This window comes from Vibrio breoganii (assembly GCF_024346795.1).
Lineage (GTDB): Bacteria > Pseudomonadota > Gammaproteobacteria > Enterobacterales > Vibrionaceae > Vibrio > Vibrio breoganii.
This window is the reverse complement of record NZ_AP024864.1, coordinates 1,500,905-1,516,514: the sequence shown is the minus strand read 5'-3', so window position 1 is coordinate 1,516,514 and position 15,610 is coordinate 1,500,905. Positions and strand designations below refer to the sequence as shown.

The following is a 15,610-nucleotide window of genomic DNA, read 5'->3' as shown; positions in this document are numbered from 1 at the left end:
TAGTACTACTTCAATTAGTCGAAATACGCTAGAATGCGCCTCACAATTTAAGTCTGAGCCAAATTATCTATGACCAATGCCACAACCCCTAACAGCTTTGCTGATCTTGCCTTAATTAAACCTCTTTTAGCACGACTAGAAGAGCTGGAGTATCAACAACCTACGCCTATTCAAGCGCAAATCATTCCTAGTGTATTAGAGGGTCGTGACGTCATTGCCGGTGCAAATACTGGCTCAGGTAAGACAGCGGCATTTGCGCTGCCAATGCTGCAGGAACTGTTTACTAAGCATGATCTCGTTAAATCTAGCTCAAGCAAAGGCAACTATGTATCTGGCTTGATCTTGGTTCCAACGCGTGAGTTGGCAAAGCAGGTTGCTGATAATATTAAGTCTTACGCGGTGCACTTTAACGGTGAGATCAAAACCGTAGCCGTATTCGGCGGTGTATCGACCAACGCGCAAATGCAAGCATTGCGTGGCGGCACGGATATCTTAGTAGCAACCCCAGGTCGTCTAATTGATCTTATCTCTAGCAACGCCATTAAGCTTGATAGAGTGAAGACCTTAGTGCTTGATGAAGCAGATCGCATGTTGAGCCTTGGCTTTACCGAAGAGCTGTCTGATCTTTTGGCGAAACTGCCTAAGCAAAAGCAGACGCTACTGTTCTCAGCGACTTTCCCAGAACAAGTACAAGCGCTAACTCAAGAGCTGCTAAACGATCCAGTTGAAGTGCAGCTGCAGAGCGATGATGAGAGCACCGTGGTTCAGCGTGTATTCAACGTCAACAAAGGCGAGAAGACAGCTGTACTTGCGCACCTCATCAAAAAGCACCAATGGCGTCAAGCGTTAGTGTTCGTGAATGCGAAAAACAGCTGTGAGCACCTAGCAGACAAACTTTATAAGCGCGGTATTGAAGCTGACGTATTTCACGGTGATAAAGGCCAAGGTTATCGTACCCGTATCCTTGATGCGTTCAAATCAGGTGAGATTGAAGTGCTGATCGCAACGGATATCGCAGCGCGTGGCCTAGACATTGAAAAACTGCCAGTAGTGATCAACTTTGACCTTCCAAGAAGCCCATCAGATTACATGCACCGCATTGGCCGAAGCGGTCGTGCAGGTGAAGTCGGTTTGGCTTTGTCATTGATTGATTACGAAGACCTACATCACTTCAAGGTTATCGAGAAGAAGAACAAGATCCGTCTTGAGCGCGAGCAAGTTGCAGGCTTTGAAGTAGATGAAGCCATCACTCAAGAAATGATCGAAGCCAACAAGCCAAAGGCCGCTCCAGCTGGCACTGGCAAGAAGAAGCGCAAGAAAAAAGGGCAGGGCAGCTCTGACATCTGGTTAAGAAACTCTTAATCAATAAACAGTAAATGCCAACCCATCAAGGTTGGCATTTTTTATAATTCATACTCCAACGATAAGGAATAAACCATGAGCGGAACTCAAAGATCGGACATCCACCCTGGCCTAGAAGTCAAAATTGTTCTTAAGAAAGACCAACGCACCGGAACACTCACCTCAGGTGTCGTGAAAGACATCCTAACAAAGTCGCCCAACCATCCACATGGAATTAAGGTTCGTCTTGAAAGTGGCGATGTTGGTCGTGTGAAAGAGATCGTTTAAACCCCGTTACTCGGAATTTCCTTTCAGCCCATCTAGCCTGTCTAGAGGACTGATGGTTCCAGCAAAATGCTCTCCAATGACATGGGTATATATTTGGGTAGTAGCGAGATCGCTGTGCCCCAGTAACTCTTGAACTGTTCTAATATCTTGTCCTGCCCTTAGTAATTCTGTAGCAAAACTATGCCTGAAAGTATGGCAACTGATTTGCTTGTTATGCATTTGATTTTTCATCAATGCCACTCGTAATGCTTTACGAGCAGCAGAATCACTAAGGTGGTGTCGACATAATGTATTGGTATACGGATGACGGCATAAGTTCACAGATGGGAATAGATACATCCATCCAAGTTCGCGATAAGCGTTGGGGTATTTTTTACCCAAAGCGTAAGGCAACGAAGGACCAATACCTAGTTGATTATCTTTGTTTTGAATGATGGTCGCCTTTGCCATGAATTGCTCTATTTGCGGTCTTAACTGAACACTTAGAAGTGTAGTGCGGTCTTTGCCACCCTTTCTATTATGTACAACGAGAGTACGATTAGAAAAATCAAAATCCTTGATTCGTAATTGAAGGCACTCCGTTATCCTCAATCCAGAGCCGTAGAGTAGTGAAAAAATAAGCGAAAACTTGTCATTTAATGATTCAAGGATGACCTCTACTTCTTCGGGGGATATCACCGAAGGTAGTTTTCTCTTCGGAGGAGCATGCTTGAAAGTAAGTTGACCCATTGGCATCTTTAAGTGTTGGTTATATAAATATGCGAGGGCGTTCAACGCGACTTTTTGTGTATTGGGTGATACGCCCCGCTGATTGGCAAGAAAAGATAGGAAACGCTCGATATCTGGTGTGGACATATCAAGAGGATGACTTAAATTATGATATCGAATATAAAGCTTTATCCAATATATGTACGCTTTTTCCGTTTTTAGGCTGTAGCCTCTAGTCCGGATGCCTTGGCGGACTTCAGATAAGAATAAACTGGGCATAATCACACCTCAATCTCGCGGTATGTCTATAGAGCTTATCGTTGAGATTACTTTTACAAGTGTGAAAAAAGTTGTAATTAGCGTATAGCATTCCCGCTTGTTCTAGTGCGACTCAATAAAACCTGACTAATTTCAGATGATTGCGGATGTAGACTCCTTTGATAATGGGAAACCTATTATCTGGTTTATTGAGACTTCCCATTAACCGGTTGTAGATTACCGATGTAATGATATATTAGGTATTAATATCAGATAGTTACTATTAGGGATTGTCATGCTTAACGGTTTCGAAGCAGGACTTCTCACTAATAAGCTGTTAGTTTGCTTCAAAGAATAGGGTAGTATCGTGGAAGAAAAACGAATAAGTATTAGACCAGCGAAATCAAATGAATTGGAGTCAATCCATGCGTTGGTAACTTCAAACGATGCATGGACTCAGTTTAATGGTCCATATTTTCCGTACTCTCACCCTTCATTAAAGCAGTTTGAAAAGTCTTCGTTTCAACGGTTGTTAGCCGGCTCAGATTTACAGTTAATCACTGTCGATGATACACCGATAGGGACAGTCAGCTGTTATTGGGAATGTGAAGAAACTCGTTGGCTTGAAGCAGGTGTGGTGATCTACGATTCCAAATTCTGGGGGCAAGGTATCGCTGCGTTGGCTCTTCCTCAATGGATATCATACTTGTTCAAAAATAACACAATCGAAAGGGTCGGTTTGACAACATGGTCAGGCAATCCGCGCATGATGTCTCTGGCGCTAAAGTTGGGTTTTCAACAAGAAGCAAGGCTAAGAAAAGTACGTTATTATGAAGGCGAGTATTACGATTCAGTGAAATATGGGGTGTTGCGTTCGGAGTGGCAAGAACGCAACTAACAAAGCATTTAAGAGTGATTCGCAACGCTTGGCAGTTTCGCTTCGCTCAAGTATAGCCAAGCGCCGCTCACACCTTAATGCGGCGTTATATTTTTGGGAGTACATCAAGTGGCAATAGCTACATCTATATTTAAGTATCGAGAGTTCAACAAGTCCTCTATTGAGTTGTTGTTGAACAAAGAATTGTGGTTTGCTCCACCGAAAATATTAAATGATCCTTTTGAGTGTCAAATGATCATGCCTGAAATGCTCGATTCTATTTGGCGGCATCACACTATTTCACAAAGCGAACGTAATGAGATAGAAAAGTATTTGAAGGTTCGCTTGAATGAGGTTGGTATATGTTCCTTTAGTCGAACACGCCAAAATCAACTAATGTGGGCTCACTATGCTGACGAGCACAAAGGGTTTTGTATTGGGTTTAATGAAGAAAAATTAATAAAAAACACAAAACCAGTTCACGCTCAGGATGTCGTTTATCAAGATGAGTTGCCATATGAAGGTGTCATAGAGAGAATTAAATATTTTGCGTCTAACCCTCCGGCACAAGCAAGGTTTCAAAACTCAACTAACTCAATAGTGGGCGATATCTTGAGCTCTTCGATTGGTGTCAAATATACGAACTGGAAATATGAAAAAGAAGTTCGCTTACTCAAAGCAAGATATGGTGCCTATGAGTTCGACTCGTCTTCCGTAAAATCAATCGCATTTGGATTAAGGATGGAAGACAGAGATAAAAGAACACTAAGAGCGCTGTTGTCCGGAGATGAGTGGGCGCACCTATTGTGGTTCGAAGCTCGTAAGTTACCGGACAAATTTGGCTTGGAGTTCATAAAAATATAACAAAGCAATTAAGTCGGATTCCATACGCGTGCCGACTCGCTAACGCTCAAACATAGCACGCGTATGTCACCGTTTATTGCGGCGTTAGGTGGCTAGAGGTAAATATGATTCAACCTTGGAATCCAAGCACTTTTAATAGCGAAATCATTCGTGTATTAAACGATAACTCTCATTTAATCTACGATTTTTTCAGTGAAGATAGCAAGTTGATGGATGAGCACCTGAACAGCGATCCATATGAGAGTTTAAAGCCCAATAGGTTTCACTCATCCTACACAGACCTTTTAGAGAATATTTTAACCCCAGTCCTTGCAAAGAATCGCATCATTGTATGGCATTATACGAGATTGACAGATTTTGAAGTCAATCTGATGCAAGAGAACATTACTCCGTCTTCTCTTTCATATTTACAAAAAAGGCTTGATGCTCTTGTGGCTGAAGGGATATTAAGCAAGGAAGAGTCTAAGTTAATATTTGAACTAAGCCCTTACCATACGCAGGCAAAAAGCCGAGAGAATATGCTTTGGACGGTTACTGTCCCTCTTCCTAGCGACGATTATGGCGTTGCTCCTCTTCTTGGGCACTGGGGTGGGGAGTCTGCATATTTCAGACTTGCGAATGAATCCTTAAAAAACAAGCTCAAAGAAATTGGCCAATCTAGAATAATTGAGATTGAAGCAGGCCTGAAAGACGGCTTAAACGCTTATTCCGTCTCAAAAACCATAATGGAATCTTGGGCAAAAAAACTTGGGGCTAACATTCATCCTTCTGGAAGTGATCTAGCAATCAAAGAGTGCCTTGATGAAGCTACAGTAGTTAAAGTTCACACTCAAGGTCAAGAAAACTTCTGTACAATAGCAATAAACTATCCAGAGAATGCAAAAGAGCTATTAACTTAATAACCTCTAGATAGTGCAACCGCAACCTAACAAGAAAATCCAGGTGACGCCTACGGCGTACCTGATTTAGGCGTTATGCAAATGGAGATAAGTTATGATTGAGCTTAACCATATTGGTGAAAAGCTTATCTGTGAAATGATTAACAGTTCAGATTCAGTGAAATCTGTTCTTATGTGTGCGATGGGTATTGAATCCTCGGCTTTTATTGCAGTGCCAGAAATTAGGTTAGATGCATGTTCTGGATTGATATTTGATGGCGTTCATAAAGTAGATGTCTGCATTCTAGATACCCAGAATAATACGTGTTTCCCTATCGAGGCAAAACTTGGTTTAGATCGATTATCTAAAAACGAGTTTGCGAAACGTTTTATGAAACCTTGTAAAACTTCTCATAATGATACTCGCGTAGCGGGGAGTATGATTTCCATACTGGAGCGTCAACTTCCTTCCCAATGCACAAATCAAGACCTTACAGTTTCATATCAAGGCCAAAAATATGTGTTAACGAAAGAGTGGGGGCTTATTTCGAGGTCAGCGATACATAATAAATGGCATTCAAATGGTTTTCCTAGTCTAACTGAAAAATGCAAGCATGTAGCTTTTGAAAGTTTAGCTCGCACATATGGCGATAAAGGTGCTTTCAATAATTTGGTCACTAATTTGCTGAATGTAGACTTTCATGCACAATGGGTAAAATAGGCATAACAAATGCTTTAGATGGAATTTGCGAACGAGTGTTGAACTCGCTTCGCTTAAACATGGCACACGTTCTCTCTCTGTTTAAGGGGGCGTTATTGACCCCGTTTCGATTACCAAGCAACCCATCTTTTAAACACCCAAAAAATCAATCCCCAACACCCATCAATATTCCATTATAATTCTACGTATTATCAAAACCTTAATAAGATAGAACATGAGAAAATACTACACCGTTGAAGGTGACACCTCGTCTAAAAAGCAAAAGGTAGTCTATCCAAAAATGGCACTGTGTGAGAAATGCGTGAATGATTTCATCGTCATTAGTGAAGGTGAGAGAACTTACGAACCGTGTCAAAAATGCGGTGCTGACGACTGACTAGTGCGTAACTCATTTCAAATAACAAGGATGCTTTATGATTGAAATTGAGCGACTGAATTCCTCGTATGTCCCTTCTATAAAAGATATTCAACTCTCTGATGAAAGCGTTAGGTTCGCTTCTACTGCCGATGACTTCCTGCTTGATGGGAGTGATATCACACACCTTCATGTGATCAAGCACCATGGGTTGGTTGTTGGCTTTTTTAAGCTAGATATTGCTTATGCCTCTACTTACTGTTTTTGTCCTGAAAACAGCATTGGTTTGCGAACCTTAGCGTTAGACCAAAGACAGCAAGGGAAGGGGCTAGGCACTAAAACTGTAGAGGCTTTGGGGGATTATCTTGCTAATCGCTATCAGAGTTATGACTTTGTCTATTTGACGGTGAATTGCAAGAATCCTGCGGCGGTTGCGTGTTATCGAAAGGGTGGTTTTGAAGATACGGGTGAGCTTTATCTTGGTGGCGAAGCGGGCCCGCAGCATGTTATGCGTCGCAAAATCACTGGGTGATTATTTAATATCCCTCAAAACGAACAGAACTTGCTAGGATTACGGTTCACATGGATGAGTGCCAGTTAAAGGATGAACGATGGACTTTGATATTTCTGAGTTAGAAAGCCAAGATAAATATCGGCTTCTCAATGGCGGCGTGACCCCAAGGCCCATTGCCTGGATCAGCACATGCTCAGCTGAGGGTATTGATAATCTTGCGCCATATTCCTTTTTTACCGTCGCCAGTTGTAACCCGCCTGTACTTCTCTATACCCAAGTGACCCAAAGAAGTGGCATAGACAAAGACACACTACAAAACCTAAAAGAAACGGGCGAATGCGTCGTTAATATCGTTGGCTCAAGCTTGTTAGAAAAGATGAATAGCACCAGTGCTGCTCTGGATGCGGATGTGAGTGAGTTCGATCACGCAGATATAGAACATACCGCCAGTAATGGGGTGAGGCCTTTGTCAGTAAAAGACTCGCCAATTCGTTATGAGTGCCGTTTAAGAGAGATTATTTCATTAAGTGATCTTCCAGCGGGTGGAACAATCGTTCTGTTAGATGTTAAGTCTGTTTATGTGCGTGATGATTTGTATGTTGATGGGGTGATCAATCAGCAGCTGGTCGATACTGTGGGTAAGATGGGTGGTAATGACTTTCATGTTAATGCCAATATTGTTGAGTGCATTCGACCTTAAGTGATAAAAATCAATTGGTTAATCAAAACACATTTTAATTGCAAGGGAGCGCAATAGAGCATGGAAATCAATATTTATCAGGTGGATGCTTTTGCAGATAAGGTATTTGAAGGCAATCCCGCAGCAGTGTGCCCCCTTGATGAGTGGCTTTCAGATGAGCTACTGCAGAACATTGCCCAAGAGAACAACCTGTCTGAAACGGCATTTTTTGTTGCCGAGGATAATGGTTATTCACTGCGATGGTTCACGCCGGGCGGAGAGGTAGACTTGTGCGGTCATGCTACCTTAGCCTCCGCTCATGTGTTGTTCCAGCACCTTGGTTATTCTGAAGAAGTCATTGCGTTTCATACCATCAGTGGCGCATTGCTTGTGGGGAAATCAGGCACTGGGTATAGCATGAGCTTTCCTGCAAGCGACATTAAGCCTATTGAAGCACCCAACGAGTTACACGCAGCGTTGGGCGTGGCGCCGGTTGAGACACTTTCGGATTTTGATTATGTGGTCATCTTAGACAATGAATCGCAAGTGGCGTCTTTGACACCTGATTTTACCAAGCTTTCAAATCTAGGCTTACGCGGCGTTGTAGTATCCGCACCAGGGGAGAATGTTGATTTTGTGAGTCGTTGTTTCTTTCCAAAGTTTAACGTGGACGAAGACCCCGTCACTGGCTCAGCACATTGTGAATTGGCTCCTTATTGGGCGAAAAAGCTTGGTCGTACTCAGCTAGTGGCAAAACAGCTATCGAAAAGAACCGGAGTGGTTCAGTGTGAGGTAGTTGATGACAGAGTGTTCCTCTCTGGCAATGCAGTCGATTACATGTCAGGAACAATTACTATCAACGCCTAAAGAGGTGGGTTTTACCTATGAGAATGACGATACATGGATGAGAAAAGCCAATCCTATTTAAATGAATATCTAGAGTCCTTACCTAGCGACATCGCTAACAAATACACCTCTTTCAGCGCCGATTATTTTTGTGCAGATGAGTACAACGCCAACCTGTGCGCGCAGCTGATTTTACGCGGCGAGAAGCGAGCCTCGTGCAGTATGGAGTATTGGTACAGTCACGAGGGTGAGGCTATGCCCGCTGTGGGTCACTTGCAAGTTGTTACCGATTGGCAGGGTGAGCCTATTTGCATTATCGAAATTACCTCCGTGGATACCTGCAAATATTGTGACGTTAGCGCTGAGTTTGCAGCTCTTGAGGGGGAAGGCGATAAATCCTTAGATTGGTGGCGAGAAGCCCACTGGAAGTTCTTTAGTTTAGAGTGCCAAGAGTTGGGGATTACACCTACTCAAGAGATGCTACTCGTTTTAGAGCGCTTTAAGGTTGTCTACAGTGCGTCTTGATAGGTTTGTATGCAAAAGTACCGAACTCTCTAAAGCTGAAGCCATCGAGCAGATCCACCAAGGAGCGGTCAGCGTAAATGGCGAGGCGATTACCAGTGAAGCGACTCAAGTTCATGAAAACAATGAAATAACCCTGAATGGTGAAAAGCTGATTGCTCGAAGTTTCCGATATATCCTGATGCACAAGGCCGCAGGCACTATCTGTTCCAATAAAGATGAAGTCTACCCATCGCTATTTAATCAAATCGCTGTTGATAGGGTTTCCGAGCTTCATATCGCTGGGCGTTTGGATGCGGATACTACCGGCATGGTATTAATCACCGACGATGGGCGCTGGTCATTTAACATCACCACGCCAACCCAAAAGTGTGAAAAGGTGTATCGAGTTGGGTTAAGTCGTCCTATTGCTGATGATGCGGCTACTAAATTTAGTCGTGGCGTTAGCTTGCAAGGCGAGGACAAATTAACCTTACCTGCGGTGCTGGAGGTGATAAGCCCGAAAGAGGTGCTGCTAACGATCACTGAAGGCAAGTTTCATCAGGTAAAGCGCATGTTTGCTGCTATTGGCAATAAAGTGGTGTCACTACATCGTGAGGAAATTGGAGCGGTGTCACTTGATGTGGAAGTCGGGCAGTGGCGATATCTGACACTTGAGGAAATACAGTCGTTTACTAACGACGAATGAATTTAAGGATGAGTATGATCCCCGTTAATACCTCTATTGTTTCTGGCGTGGCGCTATCAAAGATTGATGGCGAGACGAAGATGTTGCTCATGAAAAGGGTAAAAGGGGACTTTTGGTGTCATGTTGCTGGCTCTATTGAGGGTAACGAAACCGCAGTAGAGGCCATCATCCGCGAGTTTGATGAAGAAACTCAGATACAAGTAACCGATCTTTATAACGCGCAGTTTCTAGAGCAGTTCTTCGAGGCTACTGTGAACGTGATTGAGCTGATCCCTGTGTTTGTTGTGCTGTGTCCTGCCAATCAAGAAGTCGAGCTTAATGATGAGCATACGGAATATAAGTGGTGCAGTTTAAGCGAGGCGCTAGAGTTGGCACCGTTTCCCAATCAACATGCAGTTTATAGGCATGTGTGGTCATACTTTGTTGATAAGCCAATCAATCCGCTTTATCGAGTGGAGCTTGCAAAACAGTAGGGTTTTGAATTTGCCAAAAACAAAAACAAAAACAAAAACAAAAACAAAAACAAAAACAAAAACAAAAACAAAAACAAAAACGAGAGCCAATGGGCTCTCGTTTTTTTTTAAAGGCGAACTTTCTAAATTAATCCTAGCTTGAGGATTAACGGTATTCAATCACTCGTGCAACGTAACGGAATACGCCAGAGTCACCGTAGTAATCTTTGTACAGATCTACAGAGAAGAAGTCAGGCTGGTCTTTTTCGATGTGTTTAGCGATATCTGCGCTCAACTTGTCGATGTCGTGTTGGTTATATACGTGGAATGTATGAACCTTTTCTAGACCCATTTTCTTCGCGTCGTGGTGAGTCACGTAGATGTCTTTGTATTCAGAGATAACGAAACCTTTGTACTCAATTTGTTGAGCATTGGTGTCGATGTCTTTTTCAATCTGAACCATTACCGGAACAGATGTTTCTAGTGAAGCCATATCAGCGTCAATTTTTTGCTGCTCTTGGCCGATGTTGTTTGCCATCGCGCCAGTAGATAGAAGAGTTAGAAGGCCTACTGCAATTAATGTTTTTTTCATGATGATATCCTATTGATACGGTGCGTTTGTGTCCGTACTGTTGTGTTGATGTGGGTAATTTAAGGCAGTTTTTGCCAATCACCAACACGGTTATGTAGGATGAGGTCCGTCGAAGAAATACAATAAAAGAAGTTGAAAGGTTCGAGTTTATCTCTTGATCAAAAGCCAGGCTGTAGGGGAGTTGTCATGTTCGAGTGCTTTTCTAGGCCAGTACTCTGGTCGGACATTTGTTTCTTAGAACGGTTGCTGAAGAGGTCCCCGATAGAGGCGCTCGGGGACGACGTTTATTTCGGCCTATGTTTGTTTAATGTAAACCTAGAACCAACTATTGAAGCTAATCAAATTTGTGTATAACAGACTGATACGACCTCGATAAAGTAGACACCTAATTTAAGGTATTAGGTGTCATGCAAATAAAGCCAAGAAGAATATTTTCAGACGAGTTTAAAAGAAACGCTGTTCAAAAATCCCTGAGGTCTCCAGATACAGTAAAATCTGTCGCAATATCGCTAGGAATTCATCCCGCTGTTTTAAGTAAATGGAGACAAGAATTGACATCATCTAAGAAAACTTCAAACCCTTTAAGAAACGAAGGTCCAGAGCACTCTTTGGTTGAGTTAGAACGAGAAATCGCTCGTCTTAAACAACAACTTGAAAGGGCTGAAATGGAGAATGATATGTTAAAAAAGGCGAAGGCTTACTTCGACAGTCGAAAAGAATAAAGTTTGAGTTTATCGCTAAGCACCATAGTGCTAAACGGCCAATTAAATGGCTGTGTGAACTCTTTGAGGTGTCTCGTGCAGGCTACTATAAATGGCTGAACAGTGAGCCTAGCGAACGCTCTGTAAAGAACCGCTCTCTGTCTGAGTTCCTTAAGGTTACTAGTGACAAGCAACACTGCATTCCCGGCTACAGGAAGTTGTGGAAGTTGGCGGTAGAGAATAGTTTTGTGTGTAGCAAAGCTAAGGTTCAGCGCTTGCTACAAGCTATGGGATACCGCTCTACGGCTTGTAAACGCAGTTTTGGTCGCGCAGCTAATAGGTCGAGTAAGATTACTGCCCTTAATATACTTAACAGAAAGTTCAAAGTCGCAGAGCCCAATCGTGTTTGGACATCTGATATCACTCAAGTTAGGTGCCGAGATGGTTGGCAGTATTTATGTGTAGTTCTCGATTTGTATTCAAGAAAGGTGGTTGGTTGGGGAACAAGCAAAATTAATAATGCTGACTTGGTCATAAAGACACTAAATCGAGCATGGGAAGCGAGGAAACCAAATGGTGAAAAGCTATTGTTTCACTCGGATCAAGGAACACAATATACCGCTGAATGCACCTTACTTTGGCACTATAGACGCAACATTACCGTTAGTATGTCAAGAAAAGGAAACTGCTGGGATAATGCGTGTACAGAGAGCTTCTTCGCCCAGTACAAAAAAGAGTGGATGAGTAACCTTGGAGAGATATCTCGCCAGCAAATGATCACTCAAAGTCGACTTTATATTGTTAATTATTATAATTCAGTGAGAAAACATGGGACACTCGATGGAGTTAGTCCCAATGATTTCGAGCTAGTAAAGTAAAGCCCCGTGTCTACTTTTACGGGGTCATATCAGGCTGATAGCTGATAGCTGATAGCTGACAGCTAAAGGCTTCATCTTTCCTCAAACACCACCGCACTCCACGGTGGCACGATCGCGACATCATCGACCATTTCCGTACCGTTCGCTAACGAGAAGGGGCCAAGTTGAGAGTGGAAGCGATGAGGCTTAAAACTGCTCATGTTCAATTGATCAATAGTTTGAATGTCGTTGCGGGCGTTGATCACTACCACAATTCGTTTGCGCTGCGGATCTAGGTTTTCAAACGGCGCTCGGTCATCAATGCTCATGACAATTAAGCCTGGAAGCTGATTTGACCCAGTATTGTGGAATTTAATGCGCTGACTGATTTCTCTGCCGTCACCTAACGTAAAGAGTGGGCTACTGGTTCTGATTTCCATCATCTCCTTAAAGTAGCGCTCCATAGTGGCGATATCACGCGGAGAGACATCTAACTTGCCCTCTGTATTCTTATAGATGTTCTCAATTAACGGCCAGTTTTGCTCGTCTTCGTCTGCACTTGGTAGCCCAACATTCCAGTTGTTGGACTGCTTGGTAAAGTCGACGCGGTTGTACCAATCTCCAGAATCATACGAGTTTCTTTCCATTGATTTGGAGCGTAACAATTCGCTGCCCATGTGATGGAATACGACGTTTTGCCCATACATGACTGTGGCTAAGCTGGTGGCGTGCATTCGGATACGAGTATTAAGGTCGGCATCAAATGACGCTTTGTATTGGTGATTGTCCCATAGGGTTTGGTTATCGTGTTTCTCAACGTAGTTTATGATTTCCCAAGCATCCTTGGCGTAGCCTGCGGGTTCATCGTTGTACTCCAGTTCAGAGCCTTTGATGTTGCGATCTTGGCTATCGGTAAACGAAAAATCTCTCAAGTTGCCCGCCATTCCAAGACGCACAATATCGGCTAGGTGTTTTGCTTGGGCTTCGTCTACCTTGTTTAGTTCATTGGGATAGACAAACGCCCCATTGCCAAAGCCTTGCGAGGCTCTTATCTGCTCTTCTTTATCAAACGGAGAGCCGCCCCGCACTGCGTCGCGCATGCGATCCGAGAAGGTGCCTATGCCTGTGCCATAGAGATTGAGCTGAGACGCTTGTTGAAATTGACTGTCGCTTTTCACTTCGCCAAAGTCCCAGCCTTCGCCATAAAAATACACCTCAGGGTTTACTTCTTTTGCGGCATCAAGGGTGGCGAGTATTTGCGATTTTGGATGGTGACCCATCAAGTCCCAGCGAAATGCATCTACCTTGTAATCCTTAGCCCAAACAACCACAGAATCTGTGATCAGCTTTTCCATCATTTGTCGCTCTGGCGCTGTGTTTGAACAGCAGGTGCTTTCTTCTACTTCGCCAGTGACAGGATCTAAGCGGTGATAGTAGTTAGGTACAATTTTATCGAGTACCGACTTGTCCGCCATACCAGATTCATTGGTGTGGTTGTAAACCACATCCATAACGACATTCATCTTGATGTCTGACTTAATAGCCATAATCATCTTACGAAACTCGACAATGCGCTGCATGCCATTGGCTTCGGTGGCGTAGGAGCCTTCGGGGGTTGAATAGTGGTAGGGGTCGTAACCCCAGTTGTAGCTGTCGTTTTGACTAATAGCCCGGCTCAACTCTTGAACAACCGGCGCTTCAAGAGAGTCCTCGCGAGAGAATTGCTCTAACACCTTTTCGCCAGATAATCTGCCATCACAATACAAGCCAAATTTAGGGTGGCGTATTAAGTTGGGGTTCATCTGACACAGCTTTCTAAACGACTCATTAATATCTGCGCGCTCTGTAAGCTCTTCGTTGACCGTTGCGAAGTCAAATACAGGCATCAGGTGCAAGTGGGTCGCGCCACGTCTTGAGAGCGATTTCAGGTGCGTCACAGGCAATGAATCACCTTCGGTAAAGGCTAAGTACTTGCCTCGATAATGGTCCGTTGTGGATTCATCTAGCGCAGAAAAGTCGCGAACATGAGTCTCGTAGATCATGAAGCTTGCGGGATTTTCCTGAGATACAGGGGAAGAAAGCTCATCCCAACCAGTAGGTTTTAATTCAGCGCTGTTAAGATCGACGATTTGGCTGTGTTGAGAGTTGGTGGACAAGCTAAGAGAGTAGGGGTCGGTTACTTGCAGTGTTTCTACTCGACCGGTTTCTGGATGATACAGGGTGACTTCATAGCGATAAAAATCGCCATGGGTTAATTCAGTATACTCAGCAAGCCAACTACCAGAGGCGTTGTCTCGTCTCATTAAAATGGGTGTTAGAGCTCTTAAGTCTTCATCAAAGGGTATGAGCTTGACCTGCTGCGCGGTAGGTGCCCAAAGTCTAAATGTGGCGGTGTCCGATTCATGGTCAATAACCGCGCCGTATTCGAGCTTGGTTGCCTCATCTGCATACAAGCTGTCTAACAGCTCTGCGGTCTGCACTCGTGTTACTGAACTCAGTGCCCGTGCACCTTCCTCGTCAGCATAAGAAACTAACCAAATTTGGCCGCGGATCATATTGGCAATGGTATTGCTATCACCTTCCTTGATTTCAAACGCAGCAAACTCATCGGTGAGATGAGGATAGTCTTGTTGCCAAGCTGAGGCGCTAGACGGTGCCAGTGTTAACCTTGTCGCAGTACCTTCTATAAGGTTGTCTCTTTCATTGATGCTCATGCCACCGGTTGTAGACATGACCAGTTCCGCTTCAGTGGTGTTTTTGGGAACTAATATGAGCGAAAGTGATATCCAGTTAGAGTTGGCACCCTTTAGGCTAACCGCAGTTTCTGGGGGTGTGGTTGAGGGGGTATAAAAAACACGATTAGTATCTTTAAACACATAACCTACCTTAGCGCCTTCGTTTACATTATCTGAAAAACGCAGTTTTAAAGCGGATGTTTGATAATCGGGGTTGAAGCGGTGCGGAGTAAAATTGACACACTCAGCGTTGGGATCTATCTGTAGATCCCAATACACACCATAATCGGGGTCTTGACCACTAGGCTCTAAACCTGCCTTCCAATCGGTATTATCACCCATATAACCGTCACAGGTTTGATCATTCCACACATGAAGAACGTAATCGGGTTGAGCTTCTGTGGAGTTGAAATAGATTCGAGCGATATCAGGATTAATTAGCGCGGTATCTTGAACTTCGTCTTGCGTTGCGCATCCAATACTAGCGAGTGCGAGAGCAATTGAAATAGACAGCTTGCACCTTGATGCAGGCATTGGAAACAATGTAGGCATGAAATTCCTTTTCAAGCGGATGTTAATTAGACAAGTGTACTCAAAATTTTAAAAGCTCCGTGTGAGCCTGTTCACTTTGCTCAACTATTATTACTAGGATAGCAGAACAAGTGACTGAATTTGCTCGGTAAAACTCACTTTTTTGTAAACTTTACTTATTAAATAGTCGTATTTATTGACAA

The 15,610-nt window shown here is 43.5% G+C and carries 17 protein-coding genes; 14 read left to right on the top strand and 3 right to left on the bottom strand.

The window, feature by feature from the left end:
• Positions 1-69: 69 nt before the first annotated feature.
• Both OCU35_RS07085 and OCU35_RS07080 read left to right on the top strand, forming a co-directional pair.
• Entirely contained in the window at positions 70-1,362 is a 1,293-nt protein-coding gene (locus tag OCU35_RS07085) for a DEAD/DEAH box helicase (RefSeq protein ID WP_261825071.1), read from the top strand.
• 75 nt (positions 1,363-1,437) lie between these two features.
• Positions 1,438-1,629: a YwbE family protein gene (locus tag OCU35_RS07080; RefSeq protein WP_261825070.1), complete on the top strand. Its 192-nt coding sequence runs from the start codon at positions 1,438-1,440 to the stop codon at positions 1,627-1,629.
• A gap of 6 nt (positions 1,630-1,635) precedes the next feature.
• Here OCU35_RS07080 and OCU35_RS07075 read toward each other — a convergent pair whose 3' ends face one another.
• Positions 1,636-2,616, bottom strand: a complete 981-nt coding sequence (locus OCU35_RS07075; RefSeq protein WP_290238448.1) for an integron integrase — start codon at positions 2,614-2,616, stop codon at positions 1,636-1,638.
• A 346-nt stretch (positions 2,617-2,962) separates the two neighbouring features.
• On the opposite strand from OCU35_RS07075, the gene OCU35_RS07070 reads away from it, so the two are divergent.
• The 11 genes from OCU35_RS07070 (at position 2,963) to OCU35_RS07020 (ending at position 10,012) form a co-directional block, all read left to right on the top strand.
• Positions 2,963-3,493, top strand: a complete 531-nt coding sequence (locus OCU35_RS07070) for a GNAT family N-acetyltransferase (protein WP_025633766.1) — start codon at positions 2,963-2,965, stop codon at positions 3,491-3,493.
• A gap of 108 nt (positions 3,494-3,601) precedes the next feature.
• Entirely contained in the window at positions 3,602-4,336 is a 735-nt protein-coding gene (locus tag OCU35_RS07065; RefSeq protein ID WP_261825069.1) for a DUF2971 domain-containing protein, read from the top strand.
• Between the two features lie 104 nt (positions 4,337-4,440).
• Positions 4,441-5,235, top strand: a complete 795-nt coding sequence (locus OCU35_RS07060) for a hypothetical protein (RefSeq protein ID WP_261825068.1) — start codon at positions 4,441-4,443, stop codon at positions 5,233-5,235.
• 94 nt (positions 5,236-5,329) lie between these two features.
• Positions 5,330-5,935, top strand: a complete 606-nt coding sequence (locus OCU35_RS07055; protein WP_261825067.1) for a hypothetical protein — start codon at positions 5,330-5,332, stop codon at positions 5,933-5,935.
• A 214-nt stretch (positions 5,936-6,149) separates the two neighbouring features.
• Positions 6,150-6,311, top strand: a complete 162-nt coding sequence (locus OCU35_RS07050; RefSeq protein WP_261825066.1) for a hypothetical protein — start codon at positions 6,150-6,152, stop codon at positions 6,309-6,311.
• Positions 6,312-6,348: 37 nt separating this feature from the next.
• Positions 6,349-6,822 (top strand): GNAT family N-acetyltransferase, encoded by a 474-nt coding sequence (locus tag OCU35_RS07045; protein WP_261825065.1) that lies wholly within the window; start codon positions 6,349-6,351, stop codon positions 6,820-6,822.
• A gap of 79 nt (positions 6,823-6,901) precedes the next feature.
• Positions 6,902-7,504, top strand: a complete 603-nt coding sequence (locus OCU35_RS07040) for a flavin reductase family protein (RefSeq protein WP_261825064.1) — start codon at positions 6,902-6,904, stop codon at positions 7,502-7,504.
• A 60-nt stretch (positions 7,505-7,564) separates the two neighbouring features.
• A complete protein-coding gene (locus OCU35_RS07035; protein ID WP_261825063.1) occupies positions 7,565-8,350 on the top strand; it encodes a PhzF family phenazine biosynthesis protein in 786 nt (261 codons plus the stop codon).
• A gap of 33 nt (positions 8,351-8,383) precedes the next feature.
• Positions 8,384-8,854: an ASCH domain-containing protein gene (locus OCU35_RS07030; RefSeq protein WP_261825062.1), complete on the top strand. Its 471-nt coding sequence runs from the start codon at positions 8,384-8,386 to the stop codon at positions 8,852-8,854.
• On the top strand, positions 8,844-9,539 hold the full coding sequence (locus OCU35_RS07025) for a pseudouridine synthase (protein ID WP_261825061.1): 696 nt from the start codon (positions 8,844-8,846) through the stop codon (positions 9,537-9,539). Before OCU35_RS07030 ends, OCU35_RS07025 begins: the two co-directional genes overlap by 11 nt.
• Positions 9,540-9,553: 14 nt before the next feature.
• On the top strand, positions 9,554-10,012 hold the full coding sequence (locus OCU35_RS07020) for an NUDIX hydrolase (RefSeq protein ID WP_261825908.1): 459 nt from the start codon (positions 9,554-9,556) through the stop codon (positions 10,010-10,012).
• A 145-nt stretch (positions 10,013-10,157) separates the two neighbouring features.
• On the opposite strand, the gene OCU35_RS07015 is transcribed toward OCU35_RS07020, so the two are convergent.
• Positions 10,158-10,583, bottom strand: coding sequence for a hypothetical protein (locus tag OCU35_RS07015; protein ID WP_261825060.1), 426 nt, complete (start codon positions 10,581-10,583; stop codon positions 10,158-10,160).
• 407 nt (positions 10,584-10,990) lie between these two features.
• On the opposite strand from OCU35_RS07015, the gene OCU35_RS07010 reads away from it, so the two are divergent.
• Positions 10,991-12,162 (top strand): IS3 family transposase gene (locus OCU35_RS07010; RefSeq protein ID WP_261825059.1). Its coding sequence is split into 2 segments (ribosomal slippage): positions 10,991-11,261 and positions 11,261-12,162, totalling 1,173 coding nucleotides; the frame shifts between segments, so codons are not numbered across the junction.
• Between the two features lie 71 nt (positions 12,163-12,233).
• Here OCU35_RS07010 and pulA read toward each other — a convergent pair.
• The gene (gene pulA / locus OCU35_RS07005; protein ID WP_261825058.1) at positions 12,234-15,428 is read right to left on the bottom strand and encodes a pullulanase-type alpha-1,6-glucosidase; all 3,195 of its coding nucleotides are present in this window, start codon (positions 15,426-15,428) and stop codon (positions 12,234-12,236) included.
• Between the last annotated feature and the right edge of the window lie 182 nt (positions 15,429-15,610).

Excerpts from the sequence above, each read along its gene's own strand:
- OCU35_RS07035 (WP_261825063.1), top strand. The coding sequence starts at position 7,565 with ATGGAAATCAATATTTATCAGGTGGATGCTTTTGCAGATAAGGTATTT.
- OCU35_RS07080 (WP_261825070.1), top strand. The coding sequence starts at position 1,438 with ATGAGCGGAACTCAAAGATCGGACATCCACCCTGGCCTAGAAGTCAAA.
- OCU35_RS07075 (WP_290238448.1), bottom strand. The coding sequence starts at position 2,616 with ATGCCCAGTTTATTCTTATCTGAAGTCCGCCAAGGCATCCGGACTAGA.
- pulA (WP_261825058.1), bottom strand. The coding sequence starts at position 15,428 with ATGCCTACATTGTTTCCAATGCCTGCATCAAGGTGCAAGCTGTCTATT.
- OCU35_RS07030 (WP_261825062.1), top strand. The coding sequence starts at position 8,384 with ATGGATGAGAAAAGCCAATCCTATTTAAATGAATATCTAGAGTCCTTA.
- OCU35_RS07060 (WP_261825068.1), top strand. The coding sequence starts at position 4,441 with ATGATTCAACCTTGGAATCCAAGCACTTTTAATAGCGAAATCATTCGT.
- OCU35_RS07050 (WP_261825066.1), top strand. The coding sequence starts at position 6,150 with ATGAGAAAATACTACACCGTTGAAGGTGACACCTCGTCTAAAAAGCAA.
- OCU35_RS07020 (WP_261825908.1), top strand. The coding sequence starts at position 9,554 with ATGATCCCCGTTAATACCTCTATTGTTTCTGGCGTGGCGCTATCAAAG.
- OCU35_RS07040 (WP_261825064.1), top strand. The coding sequence starts at position 6,902 with ATGGACTTTGATATTTCTGAGTTAGAAAGCCAAGATAAATATCGGCTT.
- OCU35_RS07045 (WP_261825065.1), top strand. The coding sequence starts at position 6,349 with ATGATTGAAATTGAGCGACTGAATTCCTCGTATGTCCCTTCTATAAAA.
- OCU35_RS07015 (WP_261825060.1), bottom strand. The coding sequence starts at position 10,583 with ATGAAAAAAACATTAATTGCAGTAGGCCTTCTAACTCTTCTATCTACT.
- OCU35_RS07085 (WP_261825071.1), top strand. The coding sequence starts at position 70 with ATGACCAATGCCACAACCCCTAACAGCTTTGCTGATCTTGCCTTAATT.
- OCU35_RS07055 (WP_261825067.1), top strand. The coding sequence starts at position 5,330 with ATGATTGAGCTTAACCATATTGGTGAAAAGCTTATCTGTGAAATGATT.